Consider the following 18,762-nt stretch of genomic DNA (forward strand, 5'->3'; position numbering starts at 1 on the left):
TGCGCTTCTGGTGTGACAAGTATATGAGTGGAGTGCCACGCTTGGTGACTTCTTGGGCGCACGTGCTATTCGCGGTGCTATCCTAGTCTCACAACTAGCTCCTCAAGCGTTAATTCCCATCCTCCCGATGGTACTAAGATCTATTATAAAGACTTAACAGTAAGACTAACAAGTATGATGGAATCGGTTGTTTCCGTTGATTGGCTATTCAACTCTCTCGATGATCCCAACGTTGTCGTCATTGACTGTCGCTTCCAACTTTCTGACCCCAATTGGGGACGCCAGCAGTATGAAACCAGCCACATCCCAGGTGCATTTTACTTGGACTTGAATCAAGATTTATCGTCACCGGTACAAAAACATGGCGGACGCCATCCTCTTCCTAATTCAAACACCTTCGCCCAAAAATTAGCAAAGATGGGCATTCATTTTAACCAAACCTTAGTGGTCGCTTATGATGACTCCCGTTGTGCTTTTGCGGCACGGTTATGGTGGTTATTACGATACTTAGGGCATGATCAAGTTGCCGTCTTAGATGGCGGATGGAAGGTTTGGAAAAATGCCGGTTATCCCGTGAGTACAGAAATTCCTTCCTTAGCAGCGGGAAACTTTATCCCTCAGCCACGAGAACATTGGGTCGTCGATCGAGAAGGAGTGAAAGCGCGTCAAGCTGATGAGAAGGCAGTGATTATCGATTCTAGAGATCCGGATCGTTATCGTGGAGAAAGAGAACCCATTGATCCGGTGGCGGGACATATTCCAGGGGCATTGAATTTTCCTTGGAAAACGGTCACTGACGAACAAGGGAATTTGTATCATCCAGCCAAACAGCGACAACGTTGGTTAAATGGAGAGTCTTCTGTTGAAGAGAACCAGGAAAAAATTGTTTATTGTGGGTCTGGAGTGACAGCTTGTGTCAATTTATTATCCTTGCATTTAGCGCAACTTCCTCATGGTAAACTCTATTCTGGAAGTTGGAGTGACTGGTGTTCATATTTATAAGGAGGGAACGCAGTTTAGAAAGTGTAGAAAAGGTTAGTTTCCTTTCATCTATATTTGTATAAAGCTGGTATGGTTACAGAATAATGAATGAATAAAAAGCGGTGAAGTTTGAATATGATCTAGCTAAGAGCGAGAGCAATCAGTTTAAGCATGGAATTAACTTTGAACAAGCACAGCAACTATGGTTAGATCCCCGACGAGTTGAGATTCAAGCCAAGTCAATGATCGAACTTAGATTTATGGTAATCGGTAAAATTGAAGGTAGATGTTGGTCTGCAATTGTTACCTATCGTGAGCAAACTGTTCGCATCATTTCTGTAAGGAGATCGCGCAAAGAAGAGGTGGGGTTATATGAATCCTGAAGAATTAGAGAGAAAATTTGATGCCGGTGAAGATGTCTTAGAGTATTTTGATTTATCTACCCTCAAACGTCCTGGGTTAGAAGTTAAGAGGGTCAATGTTGATTTTCCTCAATGGATGATAGATGCACTAGATAGAGAAGCGCAACGGCTTGGGATTCATCGACAGGCAGTCATCAAAACTTGGATCGCGCAGCACTTAGATCAACAAGTCGAAAAAGTTACTAAATAAGGCAAGGAAAATTTTTACCAAAAATCGTTTTCTTCTTATTTCGCTTTGATTTCAACATTGAGCGCGGTTTGATTTTCACATCGCCAAAGCCATGCCATCGGCGCGCGGTTCCGAGGCGGCAACAAATACGCCATTTTGCTTGAGAATTATTTGTCCTTTACCAAACATTCCTTTGCTCGGATTCACTCTGACTTCGTGACCCCGTTGAGAAAGCGCAATCATGACTTCCGAGGGAATCCCTGTTTCTAAAACGACCCGTTGATCTGCTAAATAGCGCCAGCGCGGGGCATCTAAGGCAGTTTGGGGGTTCATATTGTAATCAGCAAGATTAGAAACCACCTGCAGGTGACCTTGCGGTTGCATCTGTCCACCCATCACCCCGAATGTGCCTAAGGGTTGATCCTCTTGAGTGAGGAAGCCGGGCATGATGGTGTGAAAGGGGCGTTTTCCAGTGGCAAAAGCATTGGGATGTTCCGCTTCTAAGCGAAAACAACTCCCACGGTTGTGCAAAGCAATGCCCGTTTCTGGAACCAAAATCCCACTACCAAAGCCTTCATAATTTGATTGAATGAGAGACACCATTAACTCTCCATCTGCTGCCGTTAAATAAACCGTGCCGTGATCCGCAAAACTAGGCTCAATCTCAGTGATGGCTTGTTCGCTAATTAATTGGCGACGTTGCGTGGTATTTTCTGCAGACAGAAGCGTTTTGTAATCTAGATTCATCCAACTCGGATCGGCAAGATAACGGTTAATATCGGCAAACGCGAGTTTCATTGCTTCAATTTGCCAGTGATACCGCTGTTCGCTGTCGTAAGGAACGGATTTGAGATCAAAGCCTTCCAAGAGGTTTAAGGCAATGAGTGTGGCAATGCCTTGAAAGTTAGGTGGCAGTTCCCAAACTCGGAAATCACGATAGGTTGTCGATATGGGATTAACCCACTCGGCTTGATGGTGTTTCAAGTCCTCTCGGCTGAGAAAGCCGCCGGTATCGGCAGCAAAATTAGCAATTTTTTCCGCTAATTCTCCTTGATAAAACGCCTCGCCACCGCTTTGCGCGATCGCGCGTAAGGTCTTGGCATGAAGGGGACTGCGCCAAATTTCTCCCACTTTCGGGGCGCGTTGATTGGGAAAGAAGACTTCCTTAAATGCTTGATATTCTGGGGCGTCTAAATGTAAGTAATAAGATTCTGCTTGTTGCCAGGCTAAGGCAGTCACTGGAGAAACTGGAAATCCTTCTTCCGCGTAGCGGATGGCAGGGGCAAATAATTGTGCAAAGGGAAGTTTTCCCCATTTATTCCACAACTCCCGCCAAGTGGATACAGCACCGGGAACAGTGACGGTTGCCCAACCTAAACGAGATTGCCGTTGCTGATTAAAAACGTCTGCCTTTAAACCTTGGGGACTTTTCCCCGAACCATTCAAGCCGTGGATTTGCCCATCCCAGACTAACGCACAAGCATCACCCCCAATGCCATTTGAGGTGGGTTCGACTACGGTTAACGTAATTGCCATGGCAAGGGCAGCATCGATCGCGTTGCCTCCAGCGCTCAACATTTCTATACCGGCTAAGCTGGCTAAGGGTTGACTGGTTGCCACAGCACAACGATTTCCCAGCATGACGCGCCGTTGGGAGGGATAAGGATAATAACTTAATTGATCGTGATCTAAATTCACCAAGAATTGTCCTTGAGGATGTGGATTAGGGATGAAGACAACGTAGTTGTCTATAGGGTATCGTCAACTACCCACACTCAATCGCTAAACGCGATGTGATTGGGGCTTGTTTCTGCCGTCCACCGCAGTTCCATAAACCTCGAAAGGCGCATGGCTTTGGCTTCATTCGGCGAAACATCAGCACTTCGACTGCGCTCAGTGCTAGGGCAGGCTGACAAACTACCCGTACTCACCCAGTCTTGCCGAACGAGCAGCGTTCTCATTGCTATGTTCCTAGCTCCTACCAAGTCAGCATGGAGGTCAAACCCGCAGTTCTCACAGTGAAAAGTTAACCCTTTGTTAGGTCGGTTCGTCCGAGAAGTATGCCCACAACAAGGACAACTTTGGGAAGTGTAATCAGCATCTACTTTGACGGCCATAGAATTATTTAAGACGGCCTTATAGTCAATAAATGATTGGAGTTCAGCAAAAGACCAACTTGCTTGTTTGTGGTTGGCTTTTCTTTGTTTGGTAGATGCTTTTTTACTCTTACGACGAGGTTGGGTTCGTTCTCGAAGGTGGGTTAAGTTCTCCAAACCAATAAGGGAGCTAGGTTTAGCAATACTTTTAGCAATTTGGTGGTTAATGTCAGCGCGAAACCGTCTTTCTCGTCCAGACAAAGACTTTAATCGTCTCTTAGCTGAACGAGTGCCTTTGCGCTGCACTTGCTTCCTCTTTCTTTGATAGTGACTTGCTTTGTGGACAACTGCTTTACCGTTATAGAAATTGGTCTGGTTTTTCGTATCAGTTTCTACTGCGAGGTAACGTTGACCAACATCAACACCACTAACCCGCTTAATATCTGAAGGTTGAATGTCAGGCTTTTGTATTTCTAGACTGACCAGCAAATAGTAAGTCTTGTTGGAAGAAGTATAAAAGATCTTTGCCCCACTAGCTTTGGCAATCCCAGACTGAATTAGGTCTAAGTGTTTCTGATAGCCAGAGAAGGAAACTTTAATTCTTCCTTGTAAAGTAATGATACTCACTCCTTCCCTAACGAAGGAAAAGTCTCTTCCATAATTGAGGTTGCAAGTACGAGATATAAACTGAGGTGGTTGATCTAACCCCTTGTATCTTTTCTTGGTATATCCTTGCTTACGATGTTGATTATTCTGTTTAACTTTTGTCCAGAGTGTTCGATAGGTAGCTCCTACTTGACGGCAGACATTGCAAGCCATCTGAGCAGGAAGACGGAACTTGTCTCGAATGTCGTAGTAAACGAGCTTTTGTAACTTGTTAGCACTACTGGTGCGATTATTCTTGAACGCTACTTGTGAAGTGTAGTTCATTGCATCACGATAACATAAAGAAACCTCTCTCAAGAGCGTTTTTTGCTCAGTCGAGAGGTTCAACTTCAATTTGGCTGTGATGACTTGTTTCATGGCTAGATAGCTTCACGAACGGTTATATTATAATGACTTGGTGAAGATGTGGCAATTCCTGACCGGAGCTTTAGTGAGGAGCTGTCGAGTTGCAGAACGCGGAGGTTTATGCGCTCCGTCCTGCGACTAATCGCTTGCGCAATGTCGTCGGAGAATCCTTGCCACATTTGTTAAAAGTTAATCTTAAGCGAGGAAAAAAAGCGCCGTGGTTCCTTTACGCGATCAAAACCCGACTAAAATTACACCTTATGTTACTTATGTCTTGATTGGGCTCAATATTGCAATTTTTTTATATGAAGTTAATTTAAGTCCACCACAGTTAGAAGTGTTCTTTAAACTTTATGCGGTTGTTCCTGCGGAATTGACCGCCAGTTTTCGAGGGATTAGTGTTAATCAACCGGTTCCGGAATGGCTGACGTTAATTACTGCCCAGTTTTTACATGGCGGGATTCTCCATTTAGGAGGAAATATGCTTTATCTCTGGGTGTTTGGGGATAATATTGAGGAAGCCTTGGGACGAGTGCGATATGTGATTTTTTATCTGTTGTGCGGGATCTTAGCCAGTCTAGCGCAATGGTTTTTCTCCTCACAATCGGGCGTTCCTTCGTTAGGGGCAAGTGGCGCGATCGCGGGGATCATGGGGGCTTATGTCTTACGGTTTTATGATCGAGAAATTCTCACCCTGCTACCGATTTTTATTATTTGGACGACCATTCGCGTGCCTGCGATTTTCTTCATCGGTTTTTGGTTTATCCAACAAGCCTTTTACGGAGTCGCTAGCCTCAATACTTCCGCCAGCATTGGCATGGAAGGCGGTGGCGTTGCTTATTGGGCACACGCCGGCGGGTTTGTCTTTGGAGCGATCTTAGGACCCATCCTCGGCTTATTTGACAAAAACCAAGATACTTATTATTAAAAGATTATTTTCTTTTTACCCTTCTCTGGGTCAAGAACGTTATCTTGTAGAGCAGTGAGCTAGCGACAAATTCTTGAAAGCCTTATGACCCCGAACGAACTTTTGATGTTAGTGGTTCTTCTCAGTCCCGGAATTTTACTTTCTGTAATCGTGATGGTGACCTTTGCTGAAGGGGGTTAAGCCGTTACCCATGATCACTACCCAGTGACCCGTTCCCAAATGTTGGTTCAAGGGGAACGGGTCAGGGAGAAAAGAATCATAACGTGGATTGTTGAACTTTAGGCTCCTATTCCCTGTTCCCTATTGCCTCATTTTAGCCAGGCCATTAACTTGATTTCAGCACTAAATATCTTGACTATGATCCATACGAGTTTCGAGTTCCATACGCTGCTCCATTTGGCGCAAGAAGTAACCGGTCATCATTGCTGAAGCCAACATATTGGATAGATTATCTTGATCGGTAGTGACTTGAACTTGGAAATGTTCAGAAGGAAGCATCCCGACCAGCCCTTGCACATTCTGGGATACAATTTGTTTGGCGTCGGGGCTGATGGAGCGAGCAATTTCCGCTAAAACATCAGGATTTTGTTGTTGGAGATATTCCAAGAGTGAATTATCAGGTTGTTCATCAGAAGACGCGGATGATTGGTTGTCGCTTGCGTCAGAATTAAAGAAGTTAGGGTCAAATACCATCAGTAAATGTTGTAGAGTGAAGACCTGCTTACACACCAGTTTAAACCATGATGGAATTAATCTCCACGTTATTCAGCGATGCAGTTTATTGATCAAGCCGAAATTGAAGTCATTGCGGGGAAAGGAGGAGATGGCATTGTCGCCTTTCGTCGGGAAAAATATGTGCCGGCTGGCGGTCCAGCTGGCGGCAATGGGGGGAGAGGCGGTTCAGTCATCTTGGAAGCGGATGAAAATTTACAGACCCTCCTCGATTTTAAGTACAACCATTGCTTTCGGGCAGAAGATGGCAAACGGGGAGGACCGAAAAATAAAACTGGGGCTAATGGGCGCGATCGCGTTCTTCATGTTCCCTGTGGAACCATTGTTTATGACCTTGATACTGAAGAAATCATTGCCGATTTAGTTTACCACCAGCAACAAGTGTGTGTCGCCCAAGGCGGGAAAGGGGGTTTAGGTAATCGCCATTTTCTCAGTAATCACAATCGCGCCCCCGAAAAAGCACTGCCTGGACTTGCTGGAGAAGAGTACCGGTTACGTCTTGAATTGAAACTTTTGGCAGAAGTCGGGATTATTGGCTTACCCAATGCCGGAAAATCCACTTTAATTGCGGCAATTTCTTCGGCTCGTCCCAAAGTTGCCAATTATCCGTTTACGACCTTAGTTCCCAACTTAGGCATTGTGCGTAAACCCAGTGGTGATGGCACAGTTTTTGCTGATATTCCGGGGTTAATTGCCGGGGCGCATCAAGGGGTTGGTTTAGGGCATGAGTTTTTACGCCATATTGAACGCACGAAAATTCTGATTCATTTGATTGATGTCACTGCGGAAGCACCAGTGGACGATTATCAAATCATTCAAGATGAATTATTGGCGTATAAACCCAGTTTAGCCGAGCGCAAACAAATTTTAGTCTTGAATAAGGTGGATGCAGTAGATGAGGAAATTGAAGCAGGTGTGAGAGCGCAATTTAGCAAGGTGACCAATGACTCAATTTTATCGATTTCTGCCGTGGCGCGATCGGGCTTAGACGAATTGCTGAATCAGGTTTGGGAGGTGCTAGAACTGGTTCCTAACTAGCGGCTATTGATTTTTTCTTCTTATTTCTGATTGCAATCATAATCTAATTTTTTTGCGCGCTCTCAATCTCAATCAATTGACCCCTAAAACGCGATCGCGCTTTATAAAAGTTAATTACTTGGTAGTTTCCTTTGCAGAAATCACCTTATTCTTCCGGAGTTTTTGTGTCTTCAGGGGTGTTTTGTGGTTGTTGTTGAAGCATGTGTTGTTGCTGTTCACGAAACTGGGATGCAGCAGAATCAAGATTTTGCTGCTGATCAAGGCGGTATTCTTCTAGAGAACGACTTCTTCTGAAATTGGACTGATGGATTAAATCAAAGGGCTTGAACCCGTCTCCTAACTCAGTTGAAAATGTGTCTTGTTCACTGGATGGATAAGGGCTATCTTGTTCGAGAGGGGTTTGAGCAGATGCAGAGGACAATCCCATGGTAGAGAGTAAAGCCAGACTAACGCTAAAACTGAAAAATAAGTAACGAATCATAATAAGCGTAATAATTGGTGGGTAAACTTTTTTTATCATATCAATCTCGATCAATGTCAGAATCGACTCAAACCTCCGCTTCTGAAACCCCCAATTCTTCTGCAAACCATTCCACTTCACGACAACTGGCTTTAGTGGGCGCGATCGCGCTCTTAATTTTAGGTTGGCTCTGGGATAATAATTGGCTCATTGTACCCGGAATGATCAGTGTCTTTTCTTTATCTTGGTCAGTCGTTGTCTCCCCTGTGCAATTGCTCTATCAGCGTTTAAAGCCTCTCCCTTGGATCGCCGTGTTGGCTTGGTTTGGATCGATTCTTACTGTTCTGAGTGGATTGAAATTATTGGGAGTCGGACAACGCATCAATGAACGATTGACAGCGATTAAATGGGATGAATTTGGCTCTTGGGGAGAATGGTTTGGGGCGCTCGGACAAATTTTAATTGCAGTGATTGCGGTTTATGTGGCGTGGCGACAATATGTCATTTCTCGAGATTTAACGATCCAGCAAAATTTAATTACGCAACAGCAAACCATTGATACGTATTTTCAAGGCATCTGTGAATTGGCTCTGAGTAATGATGGCTTTCTCGAAGATTGGCCACAAGAACGAGCGTTTGCTGAAGGGCGCACGGCTGCAATTTTAAAGAGTGTTGATGGACCAGGCAAAGCGAAAATCATCCGCTTTTTGTCGCAATCTCGACTCTTAACCCCTCTCAAGCGCGATCGTCATTTAGGACGCCCGATTTTAGATGGTGAAGGGGGCTACGCAGAAGATCGACAACAAGGGATTCGTGTTATCGATCTGGGGGTGATGCTAGCTGGGGCTGATTTAAGTGGAACTGACTTGCGTTGGAGCGATTTAAGTGAAGCAAATTTCGTGCAGTCTCGATTTGATGGTTGTGAATTTTATGGGGCTAACTTATCTCGTAGCATTTTCTACGAAGCCAGTTTGGTTAATGCTGACTTGAGAAACACCCGTTTATTTTATGGGTCAGTGGAAACAGCAACCCCTCGCCGTCGGGGTAAAATGGGGAATTACGAAACGGGAGAAGGGACAGGTGCTGTCATTGAAAAAGCTAACTTTACTGGGGTTCAGGGATTAAGTGAAAGCCAACGGACTTATTGCTGTGCTTGGTGTGGTGAAGCGGCGAGAAAAACGATTCCGGGCGGATGTGAAGGGATTCCCAATCGGTTGGGACGATAAAAATAGTTAGATAATAGTTAGATAATAGTTAGATCTGCAATCAATCCGCTACGCGATTGCGCATCACCTAAGTTAAGTCTTTTTTACTCAGAAATTGTTTTTAAGAGAATACAATGTTTCCTTGGCTCATGTTGTCCTTGGCAGCCTTTTTTCTCGCTGATCGGGGTTAGTTTACTCTGATTACGTAAAAATTTACCACAGTAGTAAAGAGCAATTCTCAGCAAAAAGCAAGTGATACTTTCTTAAGTGGACTATTTCTAAAGTGGTAATCAATAAACAAAATTTGAGAGCAGTTTCTGGCAAAATAAAAGGCAAGCAAGACTAAACGTTTATCTTGTTAATTAATTTCTAAAAACTTTTTTCTTGAATTCAGCCCTCGAACCAAAAAGAATAGAAAGAATATGACTGCAAGCAACCACTCTGTGAATCCTTCCCTTTCTCCAACTTGGTTAACACCTGGCGTCCCAGAAATGCCCGATTCTGACCTTGCTCCAACCCAACTCTCCAATCACCAGTTAATTCTGCGCTGCCAGCAAGGAGTAAAGCCTGATCGCGCTGCTTTTTCAGAATTATTACGTCGGCATCAATCTCATGTGGAAAAGATGCTCTATCATCTTGCCCCCGACTGGTCAGATCGGGCAGATTTAGTGCAAGAAGTCTGGATCCGAGTCTACAGGAATATCCAACGACTCAAAGACCCCGTGAAATTTCGGGGTTGGCTCAGTCGCATTACAACCAATTTATTTTATGATGAGCTTCGCAAACGGAAACGCTTTAAAAGTCCGATTTCTTTAGATGCCCCCCGTCAAGTTGATGATGGAGAATTAACCTTTGAAGTCGCAACTGATTTTCCCAGCCCGGATCAAGATTTAAACAGTCAAGAGTTTTACGACCATCTCAACCGCGCGATCGCGGAACTCCCAGAAGCCTTCCGCAGTACGATCATTCTCAGAGAAATTGAAGGTTTCTCTTATGAAGAAATTGCAGAAATGACAGGGGTTTCTCTGGGCACGGTTAAATCGCGAATTGCTAGAGCGAGAGCCAAGCTACAAGATGTCTTGCAGCCCTATTTTGAGTTAGACTAAGTGAAGATACTAATTTTAATTTCTTAGTCTTAACACTAACTTCTCACCACCACTTAATGTCTTATACTCCGGCTTATCTAACATTTAGATCACCTTCAGCGGGAACTAACGTCAGTGAGTAAAGTCTGATCAGGAGGTAAAGTGATGACTAAGAAGTAAAGATTTAGTCACATCGAAATAACGGTGAAAAACATGGACAACCAACAACGCTTTGAGTTGTTAAGTGCTTATCTTGATCAAGAACTTTCTCCAGAAGAGACAAAAAAAGTTGAACAATGGTTAAAGGAAGATGAGAAAGCACAACGAACTTATCAAAATCTCTTACAATTACGATATTGTTTGCGGGAGATTCCCGTTCCATCTTCTCAGCTTCCTGCAGATGTTCTCAGTCGCAAGGTAACAGCCAAAGCACATTGGCAAAGGATGAGACAAGTTTTACTTTGGGGTGGAGGCACAATCGCTGCGCTTTTCGTTGCCATAATTGCCGGTATGTTATCGACGATTAATTCTCCTCTTCCGCGTTTAGCAAAATCGGATCAAGCAAGACTCTCCTCTAGTTCCCTCATGATTACTGTGGACCAGCCGATACTAGAAATTCCTGCTGCTCCCGTTTCTGATGCCGCATCATCCCAAACAGAACAACCTTCATCTCCCTCCTCGCCAACACCCTGATGACAAAAACATTCCGCCCAATTGTTGTACGCGCCAGAAGATCATCCGGTAGCCCCACGCTTCTCCCAATGATTCCCCAGAAAGGGTATAAATTTTCAGCCATTCTCTTTGGTATAAGTTTTCCGTTGGCGGGCGACCAGGATCATAATCTTCTAAGTCATCAATTGCAGACAGAAGCGTTTCATCATGAAACGTCAGTAAGACCCCACTGACTTGGGTATCGCCAACGGTCATTGCTGGATAGCCCACGGTTAAGGCATAAAGATGACCATAGGTATAAGCGGGCGTAATCTCGCTGACTTTTCCTTCACAATAAGGCTTAAAGTTAACTTCTCCAGGTTTGAGGGTACCGTAAACAAATACTCTCACCACTATTCTCACTTCACTTGGTAACTATAGGATGCTTTTAACATATGATAGGTTACCAGGAGTTGAGTCAATGCCAATGGATAACTTTGAATCGTTTCGCCAGTTGTGCCAATGACTTTGCCAATTCTAATTTCACTATCGATTTCACAAAAGTTAGAGAGATAAGGGACTTCCGAACAAAGCACTTTCTCCATATCAATCACCTGCTCTTTTGTTGCATTGCCGTGAATTTCCAAAACATCGACTGGTTTTCCCATATCGCGATCAAGCTCTAAGTTGACAGCAGCTTTTTCTGGTTTGGTTTCAAATAAGCGCACCAAATCCGGGTGAGGAATTGTGGGTCTTAACACAAGGCGAACATTGAGATTGCCATTACTTTCTTCGCTGTGATCTTTCGGAGGATAAAAGCTGACAACCACATCCGCCCATTGACGCTGGGGACGAATAAAGGCTTCGGAGTCTGGTTCTCGTTTTTGTAAGGCTTCTAACACCTGTTCTTCGGTGTAACCGCGTTTACGGGTATCTCGCTTGACTTTCCAAGTGGCTCGTAACGATTCTGGTGGGGCAAGATAAACTTTGACATCAAAGGCATCTCGACAAGCGCGAGTGTAGTAGCCTAATAAACCTTCGAGAATCACAAATTTTCGCGGTTCGATATATTCTGGGGGATCAAACTTACCGGTGTCATGATTGTAAATGGGTTTGAGAATGGGTTGTCCCCCTCGCAAAAGTGCCATGTGCTGTTGCATGATATCAAGATAGTTACAATCTGGGTGCAGCGCGCTAAGGCCGTTTTCTTTGCGCTGAATGCGATCATAACGATGATAATCATCCGTGCAAATGACGGTCACATTTTCTTCCCCTAAAATTTGGGCAATTCCTTTTGTTAAAGTTGTTTTTCCTGCTGCACTATCACCAACAATTCCAAGAATAATTCGACGTTCAGCCATAGTTAATTATTATGCTTATCTTCAACAATTTCAATTTATTTTAGCTGTTGTTGGACAGTTTTCCTGAATTTGTTTACAACCATTCAAGATTCAATAAGTAATTCTCTCGACTTTAAAAGAATACTATTTCTGAAAATGATTGCTATAAATTGAACCACAGAGTCACAGAGAACACAGAGAATTGAAGCACTGGGATGGTCACTTCCAAGCTGAGAGATGGGATTAGAAAAGGTGATCCCTTCCTTGGTTAATTATTCTTCATTCAGTTGTTGACCAATGGTCGCAGCAGGCGCCTTCTGTTTCAGAAGGGGGAATCTGCAACTAATAGCAGTGTCTAAAAGCGTCAATCCTTCCTCTAAACCTTTGATTTGTGAGAGCTGATCTCGCAGTTGCGAAGCCCCCGGAAAACCTTTGGCATACCAGGCAAGATGCTTTCGGGATTGATAAATACCGCGATCGCCGCGATAGTCCCATAATCCTTGCAAATGTTCTTTGGCACAAGTTAATAATTCGACAGCCGTCGGTTGCGGACGTTTTTTTCCTGTTTTTAAGAAATGGTCAATTTCTCCGACTAAAAAGGGATAGCCCAGCGTTCCCCGCGAACACATAACGCCATCCGCCCCGGTTTCTTCTAAGCAACGAATGGCATCATCAACTGAGAAAATATCCCCATTGGCAATGACAGGAATCGATAAAATATCTTTTACCCGCTTGATCCAGTGCCATTGCGCCTTCCCATTATAGCCTTGGGCCCGAGTGCGCCCATGTAACGTCAGCATTTGTGCGCCGGCTGCTTCCATCCGTTGGGCAAAGTCCAAGATATTGATTTCTTCCTCACTCCAGCCCAAACGGGTTTTTACAGAAACCGGGACATCTACGGCTTGCACTACGGCTTCAACAATTGCTGTTGCCACTTCTGGTTGACGCAATAAAGAAGAACCGCCTCCTTTTTTGGTAATTTTGTTAACCGGGCATCCCATATTAATATCGACGGTTTGTGCCCCCTCGGCAACTGCTTTGCGCGCTGCTTCTCCCATAAAATCGGGGCGACAGTCAAAGAGTTGAATACTGATTGGCGTTTCATCCGGTGCAATATTCATCACTTGCGGCAATTCCTTCAAATGATGAATTTCCTTGGCACTGACCATTTCGGTATAAAGCATCGATTCCGGGGCATAACGGCGGACTAAGCGACGAAATACCTGATCGGTCACGCCTGATAAAGGAGATTGCAAGACGCGACTGTTAACAGTGACTGAACCAATGTTAAGGACTGTATTTTGAGTGAGAGTGGCTGTGGACATAATAAGGAAAGGAGGAGTTGGGGGAGACAAGGTTAAGAGGATTAACCAAGAACCAATGACTAATGACTAATGACTAATGACTACAATTTAAGAATTCTGCATCATTTTCTCTTCTGATTGCACAATTGCAAGTCCTTCTTTGAGGGCAGCTAAACGATCTTGCAGCCAATATTCATCTCGAATTAAACCAGCAATTCCTAAGCTTTCTAAGCGGTTTTTCACTTTGCCAGTGGCACCGACAATCATTACCTCTCGCCCGGCGTTGAGCGCTTCTTGAATCGCATTTTCTATGGATAACGAAGACGTGACCCCGAGAACTGGAACTTCGCTTAAATCAACAATCAACACATCATAACTGTCAATAGCACGATGCTCGCGCGCGATCGCTTTTGCCACCCCAAAAATCATAGGACCACTGAGATGGAAGAGTAAAACGCGCCCATTGGCTAAGTCTAAAATTCTGCTTTCTTCTGAACTAAGTACAATTTGATCATCGGCATCCGTAATGGCTTTCACGGCGTTATTTTGAACTTGAGAAAGGCGATCAATGGTGAGAATATTGGCAATAAATACGCCCACTGCCACTGCAACCATTAAATCGACAAAGACAGTTAATAAGACAACTCCATAAACAATGCCCGCTGCTTTCCAAGAAATTTTGTGAACCCGTTTCAGGAATCCCCAGTCAATAATATTGATCCCAACTTTTAAAACAATTCCGGCTAAGACCGCCAAAGGAATGCCAGTTGTGAGAGGGGCAGCCCAAAGCACAATCACCAATAACACCAGGGCGCGGGTTAGTCCAGATACTGCTGTACGTCCCCCGGCTTGGATATTAACGACAGTGGGAGTCGTTGCACCAGAACCGGCAATTCCACCACCAAAACCGGTGAATAAATTCGCGATTCCTTGACCAATTAACTCCTTATTGGCTTTGTATTCTTGACGAGTTAAGCCCTCAGAAACGACACAAGTCAGTAAACAATCGATCGAGCCGACGGTTGCCAAGATAATGGCATTAACAAACATTAGTCGTAAATTGCCAGGAGTAAATGTCGGCACTTGTAACTCTGGTAAACCGGGAGTAATTTCACCAATGGTGCCAATGGTGCGAATATCCATTCCACTGAAAAAGATCATGGAAATTGCCGTGCCAATAATCAGAGCAATTAATTGTGGCGGAACCACTCGTTTCCAGCGCGACGGATATAAAAATAAAATGGCTAAGGTAATAACCCCTAACAACGTTTCCCAAGGGTCAAGATTGGTAATTAGCGTCGGCAGATTTTTAAGGACACCAAGCACTCCGCCTTCCGGCGTTTCTTGTCCTAAAAATGGAGCAAGTTGGACAAAGATCAAAATCACCCCAATTCCGGTCATAAAACCAGAAATGACGTTATAGGGGAGCATTGTAATATAGCGTCCTAAACGGAGAACCCCAAACAGAATTTGAAATCCGCCCGCCATCATAATGACCGTAAACGCCATGGCTAACCCTTGTTCTGGGTTGTTCGCTGTGAGTTCCGTAATCACGGCAGTCACAATGACGGTCATGGGACCCGTTGGCTCAGAAATGAGACTCGGTGTCCCGCCAAACAACGCCGCAAAAAAGCCAATTAAAACCGCTCCCCATAACCCAGCGGCTGCACCAGCCCCAGAAGCAATCCCAAAGGCTAACGCCATCGGTAGCGCAACAACTGCGGTCGTGATTCCCCCAAGGATATCCCCTTGGAGGTTACGAAAATGAATTGTATTGGTAATGTTCATTGTAAGTTTTTCAATTATCCAGAATTAGTGTAGTGCATCTAGCGGAATAACAATACCGGGAGTTGCGTACTTCTGAGTACTTGTGCTGTGGTACTGCCAATAATGAGGGGGCGAATCCGACGATGTCCGTAAGCCCCCATAATAATCAAACTAATATCATGTCCATCGGCGTAACTGGCAATGATTTTTTCGGGATTGCCTTCTAAAACCTGACAAATCGGCTCAAATCCTGCAGCCCGTGTTTGTTCTTCTGCTTCTTGATTTCGTTTTTGAGCTTTTTTATCTTGAGCGGTTCTGGCGACGGTCAGGATATGGAGTTCTAATCCTTGAAAGGCTGGCGACTTGACCAGAAACCGCAACATTTTCTGACAACTTTTCCCACCATCGTAGGCAAAGAGTAAGCGTTTAATGGGCTTAAATTGACGAGGCGTAACCAAGCATGGTTTATGACTCCCTCGTAGAATTCGCTCCGTGTTTCCGCCCAAATGGTTGGAGGCAAACGGGGCATTTTCTCCTCGTTTCCCCAAGATAATTAAATCGGCATGGGTTTCAAATTCGTGAAAACAATCCACCAGAAACCCAGTTTCGTGGATGGTCTTAACATCTTGGACGCCTTCAGACGCTAATCGTTGTTTGGCATCTTCAAGGATTAGTTTTGCCCGTTCATGATTGATTTTGGCTTTCTCATGTTCGAGTTCGACTAGTTTGCTTAGTAAATCTTTGGCAGCATCAATGCCAATACTGCCACTTAAATTCCCGGTTTCAATGGATTTTTGGGAACGAACATCGGTGACATATAAAACATCAACACAAGCATCAAGCCGAGGGGCAAGCCAAGCGGCATAGTGATAGCTTTCTTGGGCAAAAGCAGAGCCATCCGTGCATAAGAGAATATGTTTCATTGGTTTAGTTTAAGTAGATTAGTGACTGGCAACTTCTTCGAGAGCATCGGGTTTGTCATGAATCGCAAGGCGATCGAGCATTTTTGCACTGTCTTCATTTAGCCCCACTAGTTCTACATCTGCCCCATGACGGCGAAATTGAATCACAACTTTGTCAATGGCATTGACTGCAGATTGATCCCAAATATGAGCATGGGAGAGATCAATCGTCACAGTCTCAATATCTTCTTTGAGATCAAAGGCGTTTAAAAACTGTTCGACAGAGACAAAGAAAATTTGTCCAGCAACGCTATAAGTGCGGTGCATCCCATCAGAGCTTAAGGTTTTATCGACAAAAACGACTTGGGCAATTTCACGAGAAAAGAAAATTGTACTGAGGGCAATTCCAACCACTACGCCAATGGCTAAGTTATGAGTCAAAATAGTAATTAATACGGTTGTTACCATGACAAAGGTTTCACTGCGAGGCACTCGGGGAATATTGCGAATAGATGACCAGCTAAAGGTGCCAATGGAAACCATAATCATCACAGCAACCAGAGATGCCATGGGAATTTGTTGAACCCAATTCCCGAGAAATAAAATAAAGAACAAGAGTAAAATACCAGAAATAAAGGTAGAAAGGCGTTTCCGCCCCCCAGACTGGATATTAATTACGGATTGACCAATCATGGCACACCCTGCCATTCCGCCGAAGAACCCCGTAATAATATTGGCAATGCCTTGACCTTTTGCTTCGCGATTTTTATCACTAGGGGTATCGGTTAATTCATCGAGGAGGGCTGCGGTGAGTAAGGTTTCTAGTAGTCCGACAATGGTCAGGGTTAAAGCAGGAGGAAAGATAATTTCTAAAGTTTCCAAATTTAAGGGAACCTCTGGCAGGATAAAAATAGGAAAGGCAGTGGGTAATTCTCCCATATCTCCTACTGTGGGGACATCAAGTTCTAGAAAAATCGAGACTGCTGTCAGTAAAACAATGGCAACCAGGGGAGAAGGAATGGATTTTGTAATTCTGGGAAAAAGATAAATAATGCCTAACCCGACGGCAACCATGACGTAAACTTCCCAGGAGGCATTATTCAGTTGTGGAAATTGTGAGGTGAAAATTAAAATGGCAAGGGCATTGACAAACCCAATCATCACCGCCCGTGGCACAAATTTCATTTGTTGGTCGAGCTTAAAAAGAGCAAAGACAATTTGCAAGATACCTGTCAATATTGTGGCTGCAAAGAGATATTGCAGACCCTGTTCTTTAACCAGATTAACCATAACCAGTGCCATTGCCCCCGTTGCACCGGAAATTAAGCCGGTGCGTCCACCAAAGATGGCAGTAATGACTGCAATAACGAAAGAGGCATATAACCCAACTTTCGGATCCACCCCAGCAATTAAAGAAAACGCGATCGCTTCTGGAATTAAAGCTAAAGCAACAACGGCACCGGCAAGAATATCCTTCTGAATGTTAGAAAACCACTCTCGTCTGAATAAGGTTAAATCCAAATTTTCTCCTTAATTTCGTAACTACACTACTTTGATAAAAATACAAATGTTTCTAACCGTAAGCCGTTTAATTAATCACGTGCAATGGCTGACGGGCAATTCTCTTTTTCTGAAAAAAACTTCAATATTTTTCCATTCTTACGTAATACTTGTTACGTCTTATGGTGGACAATCCCTCTTATTTGTAGCTTGGGAAAAGAGATTGATGGGTTGCATAGTTTGGAGTGAGGTGCTGATTGTCTTAAAAAACTATTTAGAACTATTTAGACAGAGTTTAGGCTATCATAGGGTGGGATGATCTGCAATAAAGGTTGACGATTTAGGGAAGCCAGTGTTCGTCTAAAACTTGTTCTAAGGTGGCAATGGGTTGTTCGGGAAATGTGTTCAGAGGAAGCTGCGATCGCGCTGCAGCAATTTCTCGTCCATCTTGATAACACTCAGCAAAAATTTCTTCTAAATAAGGTTTCAAGCTCGGACTATCTGCCAGTTGATCTTTAATTTGCTTACGAAAATTGGCAATTTCTCCTTCCCAATGACCACGATTATTTTCAACTTCGGCTTGCCAATAGTTTAATTTCAGCAAGTGTTCAAATACTCTTCTAAGAAGGTTCTTGAGTTTCCTTTTTTCACGACGACTCAAATCGGATAATTCCTCAAGTAAGTTATCCCAATCAACGGTGTTAAATTCTTTATTTTCTAACTGTTTAACGGTTGCTAATACCCAAAGATTATAATCAGTTTCGTATAAACTTTTTTTTGTTGATTGTGATTCTGTAAACATAGTCTTTTTTGATGATTACTTTGACAGAAAAGAGAATACTGAAAACGACCCGCTACTTCATGAGTAGCTTGTAGTAATCATTAGGGAAGCCAGTGTTCGTCTAATACTTGTTCTAAAGTGGCAATGGGCTGTTCAGGAAAGGTTTTAAGAGGAAGCTGCGATCGCGCTGCAGCAATTTCTCGTCCATCTTGATAACATTCAGCAAAAATTTCAAACAAATAGGGTTTAAGACTAGGACTTGTTTTGAGTTCTTTTTTAATCTGTTTGCGAAAGTTGAGAATTTCGGCTTCCCAATGACCGCGATTATTTTTAATTTCGCTTTCCCAATATTTTAATTTCAGAAGATGCTCAACTAAACGCATTAATAAA

The 18,762-nt window shown here is 43.8% G+C and carries 20 protein-coding genes; 8 read left to right on the top strand and 12 right to left on the bottom strand.

Features of this window, described 5'->3' with window-relative positions; genetic code table 11:
* Positions 1-177: 177 nt before the first annotated feature.
* The 3 genes from GVY04_00880 to GVY04_00890 all read left to right on the top strand — a co-directional run bounded on the left by GVY04_00880 (position 178) and on the right by GVY04_00890 (position 1,593).
* Positions 178-1,002, top strand: a complete 825-nt coding sequence (locus GVY04_00880; GenBank protein NBD14730.1) for a sulfurtransferase — start codon at positions 178-180, stop codon at positions 1,000-1,002.
* Between the two features lie 101 nt (positions 1,003-1,103).
* Entirely contained in the window at positions 1,104-1,364 is a 261-nt protein-coding gene (locus GVY04_00885) for a BrnT family toxin (protein ID NBD14731.1), read from the top strand.
* Positions 1,354-1,593 (top strand): CopG family transcriptional regulator, encoded by a 240-nt coding sequence (locus GVY04_00890; GenBank protein NBD14732.1) that lies wholly within the window; start codon positions 1,354-1,356, stop codon positions 1,591-1,593. Before GVY04_00885 ends, GVY04_00890 begins: the two co-directional genes overlap by 11 nt.
* Positions 1,594-1,668: 75 nt before the next feature.
* Here GVY04_00890 and GVY04_00895 read toward each other — a convergent pair whose 3' ends face one another.
* Both GVY04_00895 and tnpB read right to left on the bottom strand, forming a co-directional pair.
* Complete coding sequence (locus GVY04_00895; GenBank protein NBD14733.1) at positions 1,669-3,213, bottom strand: gamma-glutamyltransferase; 1,545 nt, start codon at positions 3,211-3,213, stop codon at positions 1,669-1,671.
* Positions 3,214-3,347: 134 nt separating this feature from the next.
* On the bottom strand, positions 3,348-4,691 hold the full coding sequence (tnpB, locus tag GVY04_00900) for an IS200/IS605 family element transposase accessory protein TnpB (GenBank protein ID NBD14734.1): 1,344 nt from the start codon (positions 4,689-4,691) through the stop codon (positions 3,348-3,350).
* Between the two features lie 205 nt (positions 4,692-4,896).
* Between tnpB and GVY04_00905 the strand changes: the two genes are divergently transcribed.
* Complete coding sequence (locus GVY04_00905; GenBank protein NBD14735.1) at positions 4,897-5,607, top strand: rhomboid family intramembrane serine protease; 711 nt, start codon at positions 4,897-4,899, stop codon at positions 5,605-5,607.
* 342 nt (positions 5,608-5,949) lie between these two features.
* On the opposite strand, the gene GVY04_00910 is transcribed toward GVY04_00905, so the two are convergent.
* On the bottom strand, positions 5,950-6,300 hold the full coding sequence (locus GVY04_00910) for a DUF760 domain-containing protein (GenBank protein NBD14736.1): 351 nt from the start codon (positions 6,298-6,300) through the stop codon (positions 5,950-5,952).
* Between the two features lie 78 nt (positions 6,301-6,378).
* On the opposite strand from GVY04_00910, the gene obgE reads away from it, so the two are divergent.
* The gene (obgE, locus tag GVY04_00915) at positions 6,379-7,377 is read left to right on the top strand and encodes a GTPase ObgE (GenBank protein NBD14737.1); all 999 of its coding nucleotides are present in this window, start codon (positions 6,379-6,381) and stop codon (positions 7,375-7,377) included.
* Between the two features lie 145 nt (positions 7,378-7,522).
* On the opposite strand, the gene GVY04_00920 is transcribed toward obgE, so the two are convergent.
* Complete coding sequence (locus tag GVY04_00920) at positions 7,523-7,858, bottom strand: hypothetical protein (GenBank protein ID NBD14738.1); 336 nt, start codon at positions 7,856-7,858, stop codon at positions 7,523-7,525.
* Between the two features lie 53 nt (positions 7,859-7,911).
* Between GVY04_00920 and GVY04_00925 the strand changes: the two genes are divergently transcribed.
* The 3 genes from GVY04_00925 (at position 7,912) to GVY04_00935 (ending at position 10,820) form a co-directional block, all read left to right on the top strand.
* Positions 7,912-9,063, top strand: a complete 1,152-nt coding sequence (locus GVY04_00925; GenBank protein NBD14739.1) for a pentapeptide repeat-containing protein — start codon at positions 7,912-7,914, stop codon at positions 9,061-9,063.
* Between the two features lie 470 nt (positions 9,064-9,533).
* On the top strand, positions 9,534-10,148 hold the full coding sequence (locus GVY04_00930) for a sigma-70 family RNA polymerase sigma factor (GenBank protein NBD14740.1): 615 nt from the start codon (positions 9,534-9,536) through the stop codon (positions 10,146-10,148).
* A gap of 192 nt (positions 10,149-10,340) precedes the next feature.
* Positions 10,341-10,820, top strand: coding sequence for a Fis family transcriptional regulator (locus GVY04_00935; GenBank protein ID NBD14741.1), 480 nt, complete (start codon positions 10,341-10,343; stop codon positions 10,818-10,820).
* Here the strand turns inward: GVY04_00935 and GVY04_00940 are convergent.
* The 8 genes from GVY04_00940 to GVY04_00975 all read right to left on the bottom strand — a co-directional run.
* Entirely contained in the window at positions 10,794-11,189 is a 396-nt protein-coding gene (locus GVY04_00940) for a gamma-glutamylcyclotransferase (protein ID NBD14742.1), read from the bottom strand. The two genes, GVY04_00935 and GVY04_00940, sit on opposite strands and share 27 nt — an antisense overlap.
* A gap of 8 nt (positions 11,190-11,197) precedes the next feature.
* Complete coding sequence (locus tag GVY04_00945) at positions 11,198-12,139, bottom strand: phosphoribulokinase (GenBank protein ID NBD14743.1); 942 nt, start codon at positions 12,137-12,139, stop codon at positions 11,198-11,200.
* Positions 12,140-12,390: 251 nt separating this feature from the next.
* A complete protein-coding gene (gene dusB / locus GVY04_00950) occupies positions 12,391-13,443 on the bottom strand; it encodes a tRNA dihydrouridine synthase DusB (protein ID NBD14744.1) in 1,053 nt (350 codons plus the stop codon).
* A gap of 87 nt (positions 13,444-13,530) precedes the next feature.
* Complete coding sequence (locus GVY04_00955; GenBank protein NBD14745.1) at positions 13,531-15,210, bottom strand: STAS domain-containing protein; 1,680 nt, start codon at positions 15,208-15,210, stop codon at positions 13,531-13,533.
* 38 nt (positions 15,211-15,248) lie between these two features.
* The gene (locus tag GVY04_00960) at positions 15,249-16,112 is read right to left on the bottom strand and encodes a universal stress protein (GenBank protein ID NBD14746.1); all 864 of its coding nucleotides are present in this window, start codon (positions 16,110-16,112) and stop codon (positions 15,249-15,251) included.
* Between the two features lie 18 nt (positions 16,113-16,130).
* A complete protein-coding gene (locus GVY04_00965; GenBank protein NBD14747.1) occupies positions 16,131-17,612 on the bottom strand; it encodes an STAS domain-containing protein in 1,482 nt (493 codons plus the stop codon).
* A gap of 319 nt (positions 17,613-17,931) precedes the next feature.
* Positions 17,932-18,393 (bottom strand): DUF29 family protein, encoded by a 462-nt coding sequence (locus GVY04_00970; GenBank protein NBD14748.1) that lies wholly within the window; start codon positions 18,391-18,393, stop codon positions 17,932-17,934.
* A gap of 80 nt (positions 18,394-18,473) precedes the next feature.
* On the bottom strand, positions 18,474-18,762 hold a 289-nt coding region (locus GVY04_00975; protein ID NBD14749.1), incomplete at its 5' end, for a DUF29 family protein.

It is taken from the genome of Cyanobacteria bacterium GSL.Bin1 (assembly GCA_009909085.1).
GTDB lineage: Bacteria > Cyanobacteriota > Cyanobacteriia > Cyanobacteriales > Rubidibacteraceae > Halothece.